General features: G+C 66.5%; 15 protein-coding genes. 4 read left to right on the forward strand and 11 right to left on the reverse strand.

The annotated features are described in order from the left end of the window. Positions 1-8: 8 nt before the first annotated feature. The 8 genes from BGP00_RS07700 to BGP00_RS07735 all read right to left on the reverse strand — a co-directional run bounded on the left by BGP00_RS07700 (position 9) and on the right by BGP00_RS07735 (position 9027). Positions 9-3089, reverse strand: coding sequence for an efflux RND transporter permease subunit (locus BGP00_RS07700; RefSeq protein WP_292693184.1), 3081 nt, complete (start codon positions 3087-3089; stop codon positions 9-11). A gap of 3 nt (positions 3090-3092) precedes the next feature. Beyond that, the gene (locus BGP00_RS07705) at positions 3093-4061 is read right to left on the reverse strand and encodes a hypothetical protein (protein WP_292693187.1); all 969 of its coding nucleotides are present in this window, start codon (positions 4059-4061) and stop codon (positions 3093-3095) included. Then, positions 4058-5440, reverse strand: coding sequence for a TolC family protein (locus BGP00_RS07710; protein WP_292693189.1), 1383 nt, complete (start codon positions 5438-5440; stop codon positions 4058-4060). The genes BGP00_RS07705 and BGP00_RS07710 overlap by 4 nt, the downstream gene beginning before the upstream one ends. Next, positions 5437-6771, reverse strand: coding sequence for a HAMP domain-containing sensor histidine kinase (locus tag BGP00_RS07715; protein ID WP_292693192.1), 1335 nt, complete (start codon positions 6769-6771; stop codon positions 5437-5439). The genes BGP00_RS07710 and BGP00_RS07715 overlap by 4 nt, the downstream gene beginning before the upstream one ends. Next, the gene (locus BGP00_RS07720) at positions 6768-7436 is read right to left on the reverse strand and encodes a response regulator transcription factor (RefSeq protein ID WP_292693195.1); all 669 of its coding nucleotides are present in this window, start codon (positions 7434-7436) and stop codon (positions 6768-6770) included. The genes BGP00_RS07715 and BGP00_RS07720 overlap by 4 nt, the downstream gene beginning before the upstream one ends. Before the next feature lie 89 nt (positions 7437-7525). Beyond that, the gene (locus tag BGP00_RS07725) at positions 7526-8011 is read right to left on the reverse strand and encodes a CBS domain-containing protein (RefSeq protein ID WP_292693198.1); all 486 of its coding nucleotides are present in this window, start codon (positions 8009-8011) and stop codon (positions 7526-7528) included. 9 nt (positions 8012-8020) lie between these two features. After that, entirely contained in the window at positions 8021-8611 is a 591-nt protein-coding gene (locus tag BGP00_RS07730) for an HPP family protein (protein ID WP_292693200.1), read from the reverse strand. Between the two features lie 14 nt (positions 8612-8625). After that, positions 8626-9027 carry an Rrf2 family transcriptional regulator gene (locus BGP00_RS07735; protein ID WP_292693203.1) on the reverse strand — a complete coding sequence of 134 codons (402 nt, stop codon included), beginning with the start codon at positions 9025-9027 and terminating at the stop codon, positions 8626-8628. 97 nt (positions 9028-9124) lie between these two features. On the opposite strand from BGP00_RS07735, the gene hcp reads away from it, so the two are divergent. After that, a complete protein-coding gene (gene hcp / locus BGP00_RS07740) occupies positions 9125-10765 on the forward strand; it encodes a hydroxylamine reductase (protein ID WP_292693206.1) in 1641 nt (546 codons plus the stop codon). A 93-nt stretch (positions 10766-10858) separates the two neighbouring features. Here hcp and BGP00_RS07745 read toward each other — a convergent pair whose 3' ends face one another. Next, positions 10859-11833 (reverse strand): MBL fold metallo-hydrolase, encoded by a 975-nt coding sequence (locus BGP00_RS07745; RefSeq protein WP_292693207.1) that lies wholly within the window; start codon positions 11831-11833, stop codon positions 10859-10861. 46 nt (positions 11834-11879) lie between these two features. Then, positions 11880-12824 carry an MBL fold metallo-hydrolase gene (locus BGP00_RS07750; RefSeq protein ID WP_292693210.1) on the reverse strand — a complete coding sequence of 315 codons (945 nt, stop codon included), beginning with the start codon at positions 12822-12824 and terminating at the stop codon, positions 11880-11882. A gap of 127 nt (positions 12825-12951) precedes the next feature. Here BGP00_RS07750 and BGP00_RS07755 point away from each other — a divergent pair, with 127 nt between their 5' ends. Further along, complete coding sequence (locus BGP00_RS07755) at positions 12952-13587, forward strand: hypothetical protein (RefSeq protein ID WP_292693213.1); 636 nt, start codon at positions 12952-12954, stop codon at positions 13585-13587. On the opposite strand, the gene BGP00_RS07760 is transcribed toward BGP00_RS07755, so the two are convergent. Next, the gene (locus BGP00_RS07760; RefSeq protein WP_292693216.1) at positions 13584-14468 is read right to left on the reverse strand and encodes a helix-turn-helix domain-containing protein; all 885 of its coding nucleotides are present in this window, start codon (positions 14466-14468) and stop codon (positions 13584-13586) included. The genes BGP00_RS07755 and BGP00_RS07760 overlap by 4 nt on opposite strands. 119 nt (positions 14469-14587) lie before the next feature. Between BGP00_RS07760 and BGP00_RS07765 the strand changes: the two genes are divergently transcribed. Both BGP00_RS07765 and BGP00_RS07770 read left to right on the forward strand, forming a co-directional pair. Then, the gene (locus tag BGP00_RS07765) at positions 14588-15775 is read left to right on the forward strand and encodes a cytochrome P450 (RefSeq protein WP_292693219.1); all 1188 of its coding nucleotides are present in this window, start codon (positions 14588-14590) and stop codon (positions 15773-15775) included. Positions 15776-15855: 80 nt separating this feature from the next. Continuing rightward, on the forward strand, positions 15856-17142 hold the full coding sequence (locus BGP00_RS07770; RefSeq protein ID WP_292693222.1) for a dicarboxylate/amino acid:cation symporter: 1287 nt from the start codon (positions 15856-15858) through the stop codon (positions 17140-17142). Positions 17143-17334: the final 192 nt, after the last annotated feature.

Raw genomic sequence — 17334 nt, forward strand, 5'->3', positions numbered from 1 at the left:
CATCGGCCCTAACCGCGCCGATGCCGCCAGCGCCACACCAGCGCGGGCAACAGCAAGAGCGTGAGCAGCAGCGAGCTGACCAGCCCTCCCAGAATGACCAGCGCCATCGGCCCCTGAATCTCGCGCCCCGATTGCCCGGTTTCCAGCGCCAGCGGCACCAGCGCAAAACCCGTCACCAGCGCGGTCAGCAGGATCGGCGTTACACGCTCGCGCACCGCGCGCAGCACGGTGTCGAGCGACCACTCTGCCCCCTCCTCGGCCACCAGATGATCGGCGTGGGAAATCAGCAGGATGGCGTTGCGCGCCGAAATGCCGAACAGCGTGATAAAGCCCACCAGCGCCCCCAGCGACACCACGCCGCCCGTCAACGCCACGGCCGCCACGCCCCCTGCCATCGCCAGCGGCAGCCCCGCCAGCACCAGCATCGCCGGGCGCAATCCGCCAAAGGCCAGCACCAGCAGCGCCACCATGCCGATCGCGGTAAACGCCACATGGCTCAGCAATTGCCGCGAGGCCGCCGCCTGCCCCTCGGCCGCGCCCGACCATGACAGGTAGACACCCGGCGGCAGCTTGATCCTCGCCGCAATCTGCGCCTGCGCATGGGCAACGATCTGGCCGACATTGGCCCCGGCCGCAGCATTGGCGGTCACCACCTGACGGCGCTGGCCGCCTTCATGCTCGATGGTGGCGCGCGCTGTGCCCAGCGAGATCGTGGCGATATCGGCCAAACGCACCGCGCTGCCGCCCGACCCGCGCACCATCACATTGCCCAGCGCTTCGGGGTCCTGCCTCAGGGCGGGCGGCACGCTGATGGCCACATCCACCGTGCGGTCGGCAAGGCTGATCTGCCCGGCGCTCATCCCTGCAAAGGTTGCGCGGATCGCATCGCCCGCATCGCCCGCGCTGACCCCATGCAGCGCCATGCGCGCCGGATCGGGCGTCACCCCCAGCGCGGGCGCGCCAGGCTGGGATTTGACCCGCACCTCGACCGCGCCGGGCGTGGCCGAGAGCACCCCCGCCACCTGCGCCGCCACGCGGTCCAGTTCATCGAGATCCGCGCCATGCACGCTGACCGAAATCGAGGCGGTTTCGCCCGAAAGCGATTCCCCGATACGATCGCCAAGAAAGGTCGTCGCCTCGCTCTGGATGCCGGGCGTATCGGCCAGAATCCGGCGGATTTCCGACAGCGCATGTTCCTCGCCCGCCGCCGAAACGGGTTTGAGGCGCACGTGGAACTCGCCCTGACTGGGCGGCCATGTATCCTCGCCCGCCTCGGCGCGGCCGACCTGCTCCTCCACGCTCAGCACTTCGGGGATGGCCAGCAATTGCTTCGAAATCCTGATGCCCGTGGTCCGCATCCAGTCAAAGGACGCGCCCGGCGGCCCCTTGATGCCCAGCACATAGTGCCGCTCACGAAAGGCGGGCAGCAATTCGCTGTTCAAAGCGTAAAAGCCCCCCAGCGTCACCACCCCGATCAGCGCCAGCGCCCAACCAGCCCGCACCGGATGGGTGCAGATCCGCGCCACCACCGCCCGATGCCGGTCCTTGAACCGGGTCAGCACGCGCGGCTCCTCGGCATGTTCATCCGCGCCCAGCAGCAGCAGCGAGAAAGCAGGCGTCACCGTCAGGGCCACCAGCAAGGAAGCCATCGTCGCCAACAAAAATGCCAGACCCAGCGGCGCAAAGAACGCTCCGTGCAGCCCGCTGAGCAACACCACCGGCAGCATCGTCAGGCCCAGCACAAAGGTGGCATAGACCACCGGCGCGCGCACCTCGACGCTGGCCTGTTCGATGATGGCGCGGCGGGCATGGGCATCGACGCCTGCCCCTGCCTCACGCAGGCGGCGCACGATGTTTTCGATATCCACAATCGCATCGTCAATCACCACGCCCAGCGCCACCGCCAGCCCGCCCAGCGTCATGACATTGATCGTCATGCCAAAAGCGTTCAGCACCAGCAGCGCCGCCACCAGCGAAAGCGGGATCGACAGAAACGCGATCAGCACGACCTTCCACCGCCGCATGAAGGCAAACAGCACCGCCGCAATCATCAGCGCGCCCACCACCAGATCGCGCCCGATGCCCGAAAGCGCCGTCTCGATGAAATTGGCCGGGCGGTGCAGCGCGGGATAGACCGTCACCCCGCTGCTGGCCAAAGCAGGCTTCAATTCGCCCAGCGCCTGCTCGACCGCCGCCGTGGCGTCCAGCGTGTTGGCGCCATACTGGCTCGATACGGTCAGCAGGACGCCCGGCCGCCCCATCACCAGAGCATCGCCAAAGCGCGGCGCGGCGGTATCGGCCACATCGGCCACATCGCCGATCCGCACCGTGCCGCCGCCCACACGGTTAAGCACCGCATCGGCCACGGCCTTGGCGGTCGTTGCGCTGGCGCCCGGGTCGATCAGGATGCGCTGGTTATGCGTATCGGCAAAACCCCCGCCATTCACCGCCACCGCCCGGCTGACCGCCGCGCTCAGATCGGACAGCGTCAGCCCGCGCGTCAACAGCGCTTCGGGCCGCGCGCGCACCTCGATCCGGCGTTCATCGCCGCCATAGACATTGACCCGCGCCACCCCATGCGCCGCCAGCAGACGCGGCCGCACCGTCCATTCGGCCAGCTCGCGCAATTGCATCGGGGTCATCCTATCGCTGACCAGCCCGACCTTGAGCAGGTCCATCGTCGAGGAAACCAGCGGCGTCAGGCGCGGCGTCCCCGATCCGGCGGGCAGGCGCGCGGCGGCATCGGCCAGCGCCTCGGACACCTGCTGACGCGCGCGATAGGGGTCGGAACCCTCGCGGAAAGTGATGTTGATGACCGAGAGGCCCTGAATCGATTCCGAACGGACCGTTTCCACCCCGTTGGCCCCGTTGATCACCGCCTCCAGCGGGCGCGTAACCAGTTGTTCGACCTGAAGCGGGGTAAAGCCCGGCACTTCGGTCTGCACGCTGGCCTGCGGGGGCACGAATTCTGGGAACACGTCGAAAGGCGCTTGCCGGAGCACCATGATCCCGCTGGCCAGCAAGGTCAGCGCGGCCAACAGCACCAGCCATGGATAGCGCAGGGATTGGCGGACAATCGTGGTCAGCATGGCTCAATCATCCCCGCCCGCCGGCGCGGCATGTTCCAGCCCCAGCAGGGTTCCCGCGCCCTCGACCACAATGCGGTCGCCCACATGCAATGCACCAACCGGCACCGCCCACCCCGCATCGCCCGCCACGGCGCCGGTCAGCGCGATGCGTTCAAAGCCATCCTTGCCCCGCGCGCGATAGACGAAGAGAGCGCCATCGGAGCGCACCAGCGCCGCGCGCGGCACCAGCACGCCCGCCTGCCCGGCCGCTGCGCCCATCCGCGCGGGCAGAACGCGGCCAACGCTGGCCGTGCCATCCGCGATGGCCAGCACGCCTGCGGTCTGCAATTGCGCATCGCCGCCGACCGCCGGGCCAAGCACGCGCAGCCGTTTCATCTGCGCGCCTTCGCCCACTTCGACCATCGCGCCCGCTGGCGGAGGCCCGGCGGGCATGTCGATGCGGATCACCGCCCGCTGCCCCGCCGCCGCCTCGCGCGCCAGACCGGGAATCGCGTTGCAGCCCAGCCGCGCCAGCCCCGCGCCAAATTCCAGCGCCACGCGCTGACACGCCAGCGTCAGGCGGGCCTTGTCGCTGGCGGCCTGCGCACTGGCGGCCTGCGCCTCGCGGCGGGAGGCATTGCCATCCTGCGCCGCCAGGTCATTGAGCCGTGCCGCCTCCGCGCCCGATGCCGCCACCGCCGCCTGCGCCGCCGTGATCTCCGCCCCGATCGCGGCCAGCGGTGACAGGTCGATCGCGCGGGCATAGCCCTGCTGTCCCGCGCTGATCGTTGTGGCGGGCAGCGTAGCCAGTTGCAGCCCGATCTTTGCCGCATCGACATGGAGCGCGCCATCGGCTTCCGTCGGTTCGGCTGCCTCCTTCTTGGGCGCGTCATCGGCATCCGGCGCGCTCGGGCCAGAGGCGAAATGCAGCAGCGCCGCGCCTGCCAGCGCGCCGCCCAGAATATAGCCTGCCACGGCAAGGGGCTGTTTCATCGCTTGATCTCCATTTCGGGGCCGGAGAGCGGACGGCGCAGCGCATCTTCCAGCGCCGCATCGGCCCGCTGCACGCGGCCCAGCGCATCGGTAAGGGTCAGTTGGGCATCGAGCGCGCCTGCCTGCATGGTCAGCGCTTCGATGCGGGCCGTCTCGCCCATGGCAAGGCGCTGCTGCGCACGGCGGGCGGCGGCCATGGCGGCGGGCCATTCGCCGCTCTGCACATGGGCCTGCGCCAGCCGCGCCGCGCGGCTCTCCTGCGCGGCGGTGTCGATGGCGCCAAGCGCATTGGCGATGGCGGTATGGATCGCCGCACCCGCCGCCTCTCGCCGGGCCAGAGCGGCGCGGATCGTGGCGCGATTGGCGTCCCATGAGGGCATCGACAGGCCAAGGCCAAAGGGCACCGTCATCGGCCCGCCCGCCCATGTCATCGAGGGCTGCAGGGTGACTTGCGGATATTGCCGCGCCAGTTCGCCGCGCAGATCCGCCTCGCTCTGGTCATAGGCGGCAACGCTGCGCAGCACATCGGCGCGGGCCACCACCGCGCCATGGGCCAGCGCGGCATCGGGCACCGGCGCGGCGCTGGCCGGGTCGGCAAAATCGGCCCAAAGAAAATCGGGCAAAGTGGATTGCGGCAGGCCCAGCGTCGCGGCCAAACGGGCGCGCGCGTCGGCGATGGCGGCGCGATTGTCGTCCAGGGCGCGCTGGGCTTGTCGGGCGGCGATGCGGGCGCTGTCGCGCTCGATGGCGGCCCCCTCGCCCGCGCGCAGGCGGGCATCGGTGGCGTCGAGAATCTGCGCGCGGATCGCGGCCTGTTGGGTCAGCAAGGGGCCGCGCATCCGGGCGATCAGCAGGTCGATCAACGCCCCGCGCGCCGCCATGCGCTCGGCCCAGATCACCTCGGCCAGATCGTGGCGCGCGATCAGCACCGCCACATCGGCCCGCCTCAGGCGCGCGCCCTTCACCCCGCCGTAATCGAGCGGCAGGCTGGCGCCAAGGCTGGCCTGCCATGGCTCGGTGGTAGGGTCGTTCGAATATTGCCCGGTCAGCGAAAAGCTGGGCTGACCCACCTTGCGCGCCGAGGCGGCCTCGCGCATCGCCACGCTCAGCGCCTTTTGCGCCTGGGCAATGCGCGGATCATAGAGCATCAATGCGGCCAGCAGCGAAAGCCGGTCAGGCGCATCGGGGGCAACCCGCGCGGCCGGAGCCATGGCGCGCGCGGCGGCGGCCACCTGCGCGGGATCATAGGCGGCGCTGGCGGCGGCGGAGACCTGCGCGTTCAGGTCCACCGGCACCGGCGGGGCGTGCATACATCCCGCCAGCAGGCCGCAAGCCCCCAGCCCCGCCCCCAGCCCTATGGGCATTTTCAGCAATTTCATGACGCGCTCTTTCGCGGAAAGGTAAGGGTGACGATCAGGCCCGGCCCCGCATCGCCCAATGTCAGCGCCGCGCCATGGGCATCGGCAATCGCGGCCACGAGGCTGAGGCCCAGCCCATGGCCGGGGGTGGAACGCGAGGATTCGAGCCGCACGAAACGGCGCAGCACGCGGGCGCGGTCGGCCTCGGGAATGCCGGGGCCATTGTCGCGCACCTGCAAGACCACATGCCCCTCGCGCTCAAGCACCGAGATTTCGATGGCCGCGCCCGGCGGCGTATGGCGCATCGCGTTTTCGGCCAGATTGATGAGGACCTGCGCCAGCAATTGCCGGTCGCCCAGCACCATCAGGCCGGGCTGCCAGCGCGTCTCCAGCCTTTTGCCCGCATCCTCGGCCAGCAGGTCAAGCGTTTCGGACAATTCGCCCAGCAGGGCCGCCAGATCGAGCCGGGTGAAGGCGCGGCGCAGGCTGCCCTCCTCGACCTCGGAAATGCGCAGGATCGCCTCGAACAGCTCCAGCACCTCATCCGTGCGGGCCAGCGCCATGGCGACCTGCTCGCCCCCATGCGCGGCCATGCGCTCCAGATGGTTGCGCAGGCCCGTCAAAGGCGTGCGCAGATCATGGGCCAGATCGGCGCTGACCTGTCGCAGATTGGCGATCAGCGAGGTGATCTGATCGAGCATGGCGTTGAGCGAGGCGGCCACGCGGTCGAACTCGTCGCCATTGTGGCCCACGGGTGCGCGGCGGGCAAAATCGCCCGCGACAATGGCCGATGCCGTATCCTCGATCACCGCCAGCTTTGTCCGTAAATAGCGCGCCAGCACCAAGGCCCCGCCCACGCCAATGCCCAGCAGCACCAGCATGGCCCCGGCAAAAATGCCAAGGATCGCGCGGTCGATGGCCTGAAGATCCTCCAGATCGGCGGCCACCACCAGCCGTTCGCCGCCCGGCAGCAACGTGACCTTGGCGCGCGCGGTGTCGGGGCCTTCGAGAGGGTCGAGAAAGGTGATGCGGTGCCAGCCCGGCGCCGGGGCAGCCGTGGCCAGATTGCCCGCCAGATGCCGCCCATCGGCCGCAAACACCGCCGTGCCCAGCGAGATCGGGCCGGGGCTGTGCTGCATCGCCACCGCGCGCGACAGGCCGGCTAGGCCATCGTCGCGATATTCAGCCATCAGCGCGGCGCTGGCATGTTCGACGCTCAGGTTGATCTGGCGGGAAAAGGCGGCATGCGTGGCCAGATAGACCGCGCCCGCCACCAGCAGCATCGCCACCGCATAGGCGCAAAAGCTGATCAGCGCGATGCGCCGCGCCGCGCTGGCCCGCAGCCCAATCATGATGCCCGCACCCGATAGCCCATGCCGCGCACCGTTTCGATGGCGTCCTCGACAAAACCCTCGTTCAGTTTCGAGCGCAGGCGGCTCATATGGGTTTCGACGATCTTGGTCTGCGGGTCGAAATGGAAATCCCACACCCGTTCGAGCAGCATCGTGCGGGTGAGAAAACCTCCGCCCGCGCGCACCAGTTCTTCAAGCAGGCGAAATTCGCGCGGCTGCAACAGGATCACGCGCCCCTCGCGCGTCACCTGCCGGGTGCGCAGATCGAGCGCGATGCCGCCGAAACACGGCCCGGTATCCACCGTGACCGTCCGCCGCGTCAGCGCGTTGATCCGCGCGACCAGCTCGCTGATGGCAAAGGGTTTGACCAGATAATCATCGGCCCCGGCATCCAGCCCATCAACCCGATCCTCGATCCGGCCCAGCGCGGTCAGCATCAGCACGGGAAGGCCATGCCCGCCCCCACGCAGGGCGCGCAGAACCGCGATGCCATCCATATCGGGCAGCATCCGGTCGAGCACCAGAATATCGGCGCCGGAATCGCGCGCCCATTCCAGCGCCTGCGCCCCGCTGGCGGTGGCCACCACGCGATGGCCCAATTCGCCGAGGGCATCCTCGACGAATTGGCGCGTATCGGGATCGTCCTCGGCCAGAAGAATGTTCATGCGGATCGGGCTCACTAGCGGCGTTGGCCACCGCATAACCCATTCCGATAGGCGATGGTGGATACAATTTGCCAACCATCGCGCTTGGTTTACCCGGCCTTGCCCTCTTCGTGCAGGGCGATCTGTTCGGCAATATGCCCGCGCCACAGGGCGCAGAGCAGGTCGGTCTGGGTAATCATCCCCAGCAGATGGCCGCGCGCATCGACCACCAGCGCCTCGTGATACATCCCGCCCGACAGGATCGGCAGCAATTCGTCGATGGGCGCGTCCGCCGCGGCAATACAGGGCGAAGTGTCCATCACCTGCCCCACCCTCGCCTCCTCACCCACCGAGACGAGGCTGTCGAGGCGCAGCAATCCTTCTAGCCGCCCTTCGGCATCGACCACAGGCAGCGCGCCGATCCGATGCCCGCCAAACAGCGCCACCGCCCGCGCCAACCCATCCTCAGGGCGCAGCGTCAGGCCGTCCTCGCGCATGATCTGTTGGCAACGGATCGTGCCGTGCAAGCGGCGATAGGCGCGGGTTTCGACCTGACGGAACAGAGTGTCGAGATCCTCGCTGCTGACGTCGAGCAATTGATCATATTAGGAAAGGACCGATTCGATGTCCGCCATCGAAAAGCCCGCCCGCGCAGGCCCCGGCGCGGCAAATTGCGCGGCGCGATGGGGATAATTGCCCCGCACCGCCGAATTGTACAAAACGCCAAAGGCCACCAGCAAGGCGCTGTCCAGCGCCACCGGCACCAGCGCAAAGGACCAGCCCGCCGCCACAACCGCCTTGCCGCCGATCACGCAGGTCAGCGCGCAGGCCCCGCCCGGCGGATGCAGGCAGCGCGCAAGGCTCATCGCGGCAATCGCGCTGGCCACGGCAAGGCAGGCCGCATAGGCCGGATCGCCCAGCACCTTCATCCAGAAAATGCCGCATAAAGCCGAAACCGTATTGCCCCCCACAATCGCCCAGGGCTGGGCCAAAGGGCTGGCCGGGACGGCAAAGAGCAGCACCGCCGAAGCCCCGATGGGCGCGATCAGCAAGGGCAGGCCCAGCCCCAGCTCGGGCCAGAAGCGCACCACCAGCCCCGCCGCCAGAATGCCGAAGGCCGCCCCCAGCCCCGCCGTCCACAGGCGCGAGGTCGTGGGCGCGCTCTGGACGCCGACCCAATGGAACAGATTGTTCACCCCCCGCAAAGCCCTCACCCCTTCAGCACATCGGCCAGCGAATATTGCGCCAGCACATCGGCAAAGGCCCCGCGCGCCCGCGCAAACACGCCCGGCAGACCGCAGCGCCGCAACAGCGCGCAGCCCGCGCAATCGACCATCCCGCAATCTGGCTCCATCGCGGCAACAACGGCCCCGATATTGATGTCCGCCGGATCTCGGGCCAGCCGGATGCCGCCGCCGCGCCCGCGCATAGCCTCGATAAAACCGGCATGGGCCAATTGGTTGGCGATCTTCATCAGATGAGTGCGCGAAATATCCTGCGCGGCGGCAACATCGGCAATCGCCACGCGGCCGCCCTCCAACTGAGCCTTATTGGATTGGGCCAGATCAATCAGCAGGCGCAGCGCATAATCGGTGTGTCGGGTCAATTGCATGGGTTGGGCAATAAGATGCAATTTGATTCATCTCAAATGAATCTTTCCCGGACGCGGATAAGTGGGTTTTGAAAGTCATCTTATCTGGAGATCCCCCATGTATTGCGTCCAATGCGAACAATCGAACAAGGGCGGCTGCGCTGTCAAAGTCGGCTCTTGCGGCAAGAGCGCAACCGTGGCCGACATGCAGGACGTGCTGCTGCGCCTGATGCAGGGGGTCTCGGCCTATGCCGACCGGGCGGCGGCCAAGGGCGCGCGCGATGAACAGGTCGACGCCTTTACCCCCCACGTGTGGTTCACCACGCTGACCAATGTGAATTTCGACGCAGGCCGTTTCGATGCGCTGATCACGCAGGCGCTGGAAATGCGCGAGCGGGCGAAGGCCTGCGCCATCGCGGCGGGCGCCGACCTGTCGGACCTGCCTGAACCGGCCACATGGAACCCCGGCGCCAACGCCGAGGAATGGGCCGCCGCCGCCCCCTTTGCCGCGATCCAGCGCTTTATGGACCGCGACGGCCCCAGCATCACCGGCCTGCGCAACCTCATCCTTTATGGCCTGAAGGGCACGGCGGCCTACAGCGAACATGCCCGCGTGCTGGACCATGAGGAAGCGGCGATCTGCGCCGAATTCCACCGCATTTCGGCCTTTCTGGCGGGCGACCCGACCGACATGGCCGCGCTGATCGCGCAATCGCTGGCGGTGGGCGCGATGAACCTGAAAGTGATGGAACTGCTGGACGCGGCCAACACGACCCGTTTCGGCCATCCCGAAGTGACGATGGTACGCATGACCCCGGTGCAGGGCAAGGCGCTGCTGGTGTCGGGCCATGACATGGGCGATCTGGAGGCCATCCTGCAGCAGACCGAGGGCAAGGGCATCAACGTCTATACCCATGGCGAACTGATGCCCGCCAATGCCTATCCGGGTCTGAAGAAATATGCCCATCTGGTCGGCAATTACGGCGGCGCATGGCAGGACCAGCAGCGCGATTTCGACGCCTTCCCCGGCGCCATCGTGATGACCTCGAACTGCCTGATCAATCCCGAAATCAAGGGCTATGCCGACCGGATCTTTACCGCAGGGCCAGTGGGCTGGGCGGGTATTCCGCATCTGACCGACCATGATTTCGCCCCCGCCATCGCCTGCGCGCTGGCCCAGCCCGGTTTTGCCGAGGACGCCGCCGAACAGCGCATCCCGGCCGGTTTTGCCCGCAACACCGTGATGGGCGTGGCCGACACTTTGCTCGACATGATCGGCAAGGGCGATGTGAAGAACCTGTTCCTGATCGGCGGCTGCGACGGGGCGCGTCCGGGCCGCAATTATTTCCACGATCTGGCCGTCGCCACGCCCAAGGACAGCCTCGTGCTGACGCTGGGCTGCGGCAAGTTCCGCTTCAACCGCGAGGATATGGGCGACATCAACGGCGTGCCGCGCGTGCTGGACATGGGCCAGTGCAACGATGCCTTTTCCGCCATTCAGGTCGCGGTCGCGGTGGCTGGCGCGCTGGGCTGCGGGGTGAATGATCTGCCGCTGCATTACGCGATCAGCTGGTTTGAACAGAAGGCCACCGCCGTGCTGCTGACCATGCTGCATCTGGGGATCAGGAAGATCCACCTTGGCCCCACGCTGCCGCAATTCCTGACGCCCGAGGTTCTGGGCGTGCTGGTGGAGAACTTCGACATCCGCCCGACCGGCGAAGCGAAGGAAGATCTGGCCCGGATGCTTCAGGCGGCCTGATCCGGCCCGACAAAGATTGGCGGCCCCGACCAAAATCGGGGCCGCCATAGTTTAGGCCACGCCTTAGGGCAGCAATGGCCGGAAATTCCCCCCTCAGAACCGTTCCATATCCTTGGCGATGACCACGGGGCCCTTGAACAGCCGCCCGATCTGATCGCGATACGTCGCATCGGCGCCCTGCACCGCCCCCCCGGCGATATGGGTGACCACCACCTTGCCGACGCCCGCGCTCGCCGCCATTTCACCGATGGCCTGCGTGGAGAGGTGATGGCGCGTCAGATGCTCGGCCATATGCGTCTTTTCCTCGGGCGAAATGTGCTGCACACGGCGGCCCATCTGGGCCAGCGTATTGTCCAGATCGATCATCTCGGTCACCAGCATGTCCGCCCCCTTGGCCAGTTGCGTCACCTTCTCGCTGGGCCCGGTGTCGCCGGTATAGATGATCGAACGCCCGGGCAGATCAAAGCGATAGGACAGCGAACGAAAGGTATGCTCTTCAGGGCTGCCAGGGGTAAAACTGTAGTGTGTATTGGTGGCCACCCGAACCGTGAATGCGTCCAGTTTCACCACCGCGCCATCGTCAAGTTCGACCACATTGATATTGGTCGCCGGATCAATCGGCACCTCGCCCGGAATGCCAAAGCCCGAGCGCGCGCTGGGCCGCATCGCCGCGATCAGACCCGCCACGATCTCTTTCATCCCCGGCGGGCCATAGATGGTCAGCGGCCTGACCGTGCGCGTCTGCAGGCGCAGGCCCAGCACCGCGTAAAGCCCGCCCAGATGGTCGAAATGGATATGGCTGATCCAGACGGTGCGCAGATCGGGATAGTCGGCGCCCGCGTCCGCCATCGCGGTCATCGCGCCATCGCCGGTGTCGATCAGATGCGCCTCGCCCGCGCGGACCAGCAGATTGGCCGGTTCATTGCGCCCCGGGCGCGGCATCGGCCCGCCCATCGTGCCCAGCGTCACCCATGTGTAGGCGTCCTTGGCAGGCGGCGCGGCGACAGGTTGGGCCGCAACAGGTTGCGCGAGCAGCAGGCCCGCCAGCAGGATCATTTTCTTCGCCATGGTCATCTCCCTTCCGGGCGCGGACAGGGGGCCGCGCCGGTTGTTTTCAAAATGCAATGCTCTGCAGATCGCGGCCCAGCACGACCGGGCCGGCATAATGGGCGCGCACCTGCGCCAGATCGGCCTCGTCCACCTGGCCCACGTGGCTCAGCACCAGCTTGCGCACGCCCGCCTGCGTCGCCAGATCGCCCACCTGCGCGGGCGAGAGATGTTCGACATCCATGTGGCGCTGAACCGGGGGGGGCACCATCGCCCGGTCGGCCGCCGTGGCCATTTCGGCCACCAGCACATCGGCTCCGCGCGCAAATTCGGCCAGGCCCGCCGTCGGCCCGGTGTCGCCGGTAAAGACCACCACCTTGCCGCCCGCCTCAAAGCGATAGGAGAGCGATTGCGCGCCGGGCGCGCGGTTGCGGTCCATCAGGGTGTAATGGCTGTTGAGCATGGCCCTGACCTTGACCGCGCCATCGTCATAGCCTGCCTCGGGCGTCAGTTCGCGCGCGCTCAGGAAATTTGCCACCGGGCGGTTCTGGCCGGATTCGGCATTGCGGATGCGGGCGTTGACCTCCATCACCGCGCCCAGCGCATGGGCGAGTTCAACCGTGCCCGCCGGGCCCAGCAATTGCATCCCCTTGCCCCGCGTCGACCAGGCAAAGCTGGCGAGGCTGAGCAGGCCCGCGTAATGATCGTCATGCAGATGGGTCAGGAACACCAGAGGCACATCGCGCTCGGCCACCCCCGCCTGCGCCAGTTGGCGCGAGACGCCGCCGCCCGCATCGACCAGATAGCGATGGCCCGCAACCTCCAGCAGAGTGGCAATGCCAGCGCGATCCACCCGCCCGCCGGGCCCGCCGCCCGTGCCCAGCAGGACAAGGTGATCGCCCGAGGCCGCCGCAGGGCGTTCAGCCGAGGCGGGGCGTTCGGCCGCCCATGCCGTCTGCGCCATCATCAGGGCCGCAAGGGCCAGCCCCATGCCGATCCGGTGCTTCTTCATTGCTCTCCTTTCGCGGGCGGTCCCCGCCGGTTTTTTCGCGGGCATCCTCCGCCGCCTTCAATTTCTACAATTGTAGAATACACCCGTCCTTGTCAAGCGAGGTCAGGCAGGGCAAACAGGGGGCGGCATGAATGATCTGGCCCCCCCACCCCCCCGCGCCCGCGAAAAGGGCGCATCCAAAGGCAACCGGCGCGAGGAACTGGCGCAGGCCGCGCTCGAAGTGCTGGGCGAACATGGCAGCCGCGGCTTTACCCATCGCGCGCTCGACCGCCATCTGGGCCTGCCCGAGGGTACGACATCGGCCTATTTCCGGCGGCGTGAGGATCTGGTGGCCATGGCCATCCGCACGGTCTTTGCCCAGGACGCGCGGCAGATGGACCAGATCGTCGACCGGATCGAGGCGCTGTGCGGCGAGGAACCCAGCGTCGAGGTGGTCGCGCAATGCTGCTTTGATATGTGGCAATGGGTGGCGTCGCAGGCACGGGGCACTTTCGTGCTGGCGCGCTATGAATGTTTCCTGATGGCGCGGCGCGAACCGGAACTGATGCAACTGGTCGAAAATGTCATGCTGGCGCGCCAGACAAGGTGGGAGCCGATCTTTGTCCGGCTGGGTTCGACCGATCCGGCGGCGGCGGCGCGCCAGATCGGCCTGTTGCTGCGCAGCCTGTTCTTTTCCGAAATCTTCTTTCCCGCCTGCCTCAACCGGGCCAGCTCGCCGATCAACGTCGATCTGTTTGTCCGGGAAATCCGTAATTACATTTAGGCCGACACCCATGCCCGGCTCTCTCGGAAATCCGAGGCTGTGCGTCCGGTGCGCGCTTTGAAAAAACGGGCGAAATAGGCCGGATCGGCAAAGCCCAATGTGGCGGCGATCTGGCCGATGCTGCTGGCGGTATAGGTGAGCAGGCGCATGGCTTCGAGCAACAGGCGTTGCTGGACCACTTCGGCGGGGGCCTGATCCAGCACGGCGCGGCAGGCGCGGGTCAGCGTGGGCGCGGTGGTGGCCAGATGGGCGGCGTAATCCTGCACGCTCCAGCCTTCGGTATAATGCGCCTCGACCAAGGCTTTGAAGCGGGCAACCAGCGCGTCATGCCCGCTGCGCGGCGGATTGGGCGCGGCGCTCAATCCTTCGGCGGCCAGCGCCAGCACCAGCGCCAGTTGCGCCACCAGCGAGGCGGGCAGCACCCGTGCGCCCTCGGCCGCGCCCTGCGCCAGATCGGCCATCAGCCAGCCGAGTCGCTCCGCCGGGCCCGGTGGCAGGCGGCGATGGCGCGCGCCATGACCGGCCAGCCCGCCATCGCCCAGCAGCCCCGCCAGTCGCCGATCATGCAGCAGCGCATCGGCCAGCGAGAGCACCCAGCCTTGCGCATCGGTGGCAAAGCGAAACGCATGGACGCAACCCGAGGGCACCACGACAAGGCTGACCGGATAGAGCCGGGTGACGCCGGTATCATCGACCAGATCACCATGGCCGCCATCGAGCAGAAGAAGTTGAAAAATACCAGGATGGGCGTGGGGCGAGATCGTCCATTCATGCTGGCTCGATCGGGCAGAGATCGTTTCGATATGCAGGAATTCCGGGGCAATCGCATGATTGCCTTCGCCATAGAGCGCATAGCGGCGGATCTGATGCCTGTTTGCCATAGGGCCGAAACCTGCGCCGATTGATCGAAAAGTGCAAGAGCTTGCGCGGGGCGGCCCTCACGCAGGGGTCCGCCGTCATGCCAATCATCGCGCATAGAAACCATGAGAGGATATGCAAGATGAGCCAGATCACGCTGGATCGTCCGTTCCGTTTCGATCCCTATTCGCCCGAAAATGACGCCGATCCCTATCCCGCCTATAAAGTCCTGCGCGAGCAACACCCCTGTTTCTGGAGCGAGGAGGCGGGCATGTGGGTGCTCTCGCGCCATGAGGATATTTTGAACGCCTTGCAGAACTGGCGGCTCTATTCCTCCGCCAAGGGCAATCTCATCAATGAATTCCCCGGCCGCGCGGGGGCAACGCTGGGCAGCAGCGATCCGCCGCGCCATGACCGCCTGCGCGCGCTGGTGCAAAGCGCGATGACCAAGCGGGCGCTCGACCATGTGATCGAACCGGCGCGGGCCTCGGTACGGCGGCATCTGGCCGCCATCGAGGGCAAGGAGGTGTTCGATTTCGTGGGCGAACTGGGCGGCGCGGTCACGCTCGATCTCATCTTCTATCTCTTTGCTCTGCCCCCCGAAAACGCCGATGAAGTGCGCGACAATGCCGTGCTGATGGTTCAGACCGATCCGGTCACGCGGCAGAAAAGCCCGGCGCATCTGGCCGCGTTTCAATGGATGGCCGATTATGCCGCGCGTATCGTGCAGGAGCGCAAGGCCAATCCGGGCGATGATCTGCTCTCCAACTTCATCACCGCCGAGATCGACGGCGAAAAGCTGCTCGACAAGGAAGTGCAGCTTACCGTCACCACGCTGATTATGGCGGGGATTGAATCGCTCTCTGGCTTTATGGGCATGTTCGCGCTGAACATGGCCGATTTTCCCGATGCGCGCCGCGCGATCTGCGCCGATCTCTCGCTGTTGCCCGATGCCATTGAGGAATCCTTGCGCTTCAACACCTCGGCCCAGCGGTTCAAGCGCTGCGCGACGCAGGATATCGAACTGCATGGGCAAACCATCAAGGCGGGCGATTTCATCATGCTGGCCTATGGTTCGGCCAACCGCGACAGCGCGGTGTTCAACGATCCCGACACCTATGACATCACAAGGCGGCCCAAGCGCCATCTGGGCTTTGGCGGCGGGGTCCATGCCTGCCTCGGCTCGATGCTGGCGCGGGTGGCGGTGCAGATTCTGTTTGAGGAATTCCTGACCGCCGTGCCGGAATCCACCCGCGTCGATGAACAGCTCGAATGGGTGCCCTCGTCCAATTTCCGCAGCCCCGGCAAACTCCTGCTGCACCGCGGATAAGCGATAAGGCGTAGCCATCCCCCTTTCGCGCATGGGTTCAGCCGCTATCATGGGGGCAAACCGATGCGCGAAAGGCCCTCATGCATATTCCTGATGTTTCCACTCTGGCGCTGCCGACGACCAAGCGCTGGTACGGCCATCTTTACGCGCAAGTGTTGATGGCGATTGCGGCCGGCGTGGCGCTGGGCCATTTCGCGCCCGATGCGGGCGAGGCGATGAAGCCGCTGGGCGATATTTTCATCAAGCTGGTCAAGATGGTGATCGCGCCGGTGATTTTCCTGACCATCGTGACGGGTATTGCCGGGATGCGCGATCTGTCCTCGGTGGGGCGCGTGGCGGCCAAGGCCTTTGCCTATTTCTTCACCTTTTCGACGCTGGCGCTGATCGTCGGGCTGATCGTGGCCAATACGGTGCGCCCCGGCGCGGGGCTGAATATCGACCCGGCCAGCCTCGACGCCAGCAAGGTGGCCGATTATGCCGCCAAGGCGCATGAAAGCAGCGTCATGGGCTTTATCAACGCGATGGTACCCGAAACCTATGTCTCGGCGCTGACCGAAGGCAATATCCTGCAAGTGCTGGTGGTGGCGATCCTGTTCGGCGTCTCGCTGGCCTCGGTGGGCGAGGTTGGCGAACGGGTGCTGACCGTGCTGGAGGACGTTTCGACGGTCTTTTTCCGGCTGGTCTTCATCGTGATGAAGGCCGCGCCGCTTGGGGCCTTTGGCGCCATGGCCTTTACCATCGGCAAATATGGCGTGCACAGCCTGGCCCATCTGGCCGCGCTGGTGGCGACTTTCTACCTGACCTCGCTGCTGTTTGTGGTGGTGGTGCTGGGGATTGTCGGGCGGTTTGCGGGCTTCTCGATTTTCCGCCTTCTGGCCTATCTCAAATCCGAACTGCTGCTGGTGCTGGGCACGTCCTCGTCCGAAAGCGCCCTGCCCGCGCTGATCGAAAAAATGGAGCGGGCCGGGTGCCCCAAGGCGGTGGTGGGGCTGGTCGTGCCCACGGGCTATTCGTTCAATCTCGACGGCACGAATATCTACATGACGCTGGCCGCTTTGTTTATTGCGCAGGCGTGCAATGTTGACCTGACGCTGGGGCAGCAGGCGCTCTTGCTGGGCGTGGCGATGCTGTCCTCCAAGGGCGCTGCGGGGGTGACGGGCGCGGGGTTCATCACGCTGGCGGCCACGCTTTCCATCGTGCCATCCGTGCCGGTGGCGGGCATGGCGCTGATTCTCGGCGTCGACCGCTTCATGTCCGAATGCCGCAGCCTGACCAATTTCGTCGGAAATGCGGTGGCAACGGTAGTGGTCGCGCGGTGGGAGGGGAAGCTGGACAAGGCAGCGCTGGATGCGGCTTTGAAAGGATAAAGGGGTTGCCTCCGGCGGGCCAAGGGACTCGTCCCTTGGCGATCCCATTATGGGGTGGCGCTATACAGCGCTAGGTCGCCGCGCCGCTAGAAACCATCGCCAAATCCACATCCCCGCGAACCGAAGCGCTACCCCATAACGGGATTGCAAAGGGCCCCCGCCCTTTGCCCGCCGGAGGCACCTTCATACTAA

This window comes from Novosphingobium sp. 63-713 (assembly GCF_001898925.1).
In the GTDB taxonomy this organism is placed as follows: Bacteria; Pseudomonadota; Alphaproteobacteria; order Sphingomonadales; family Sphingomonadaceae; genus Novosphingobium.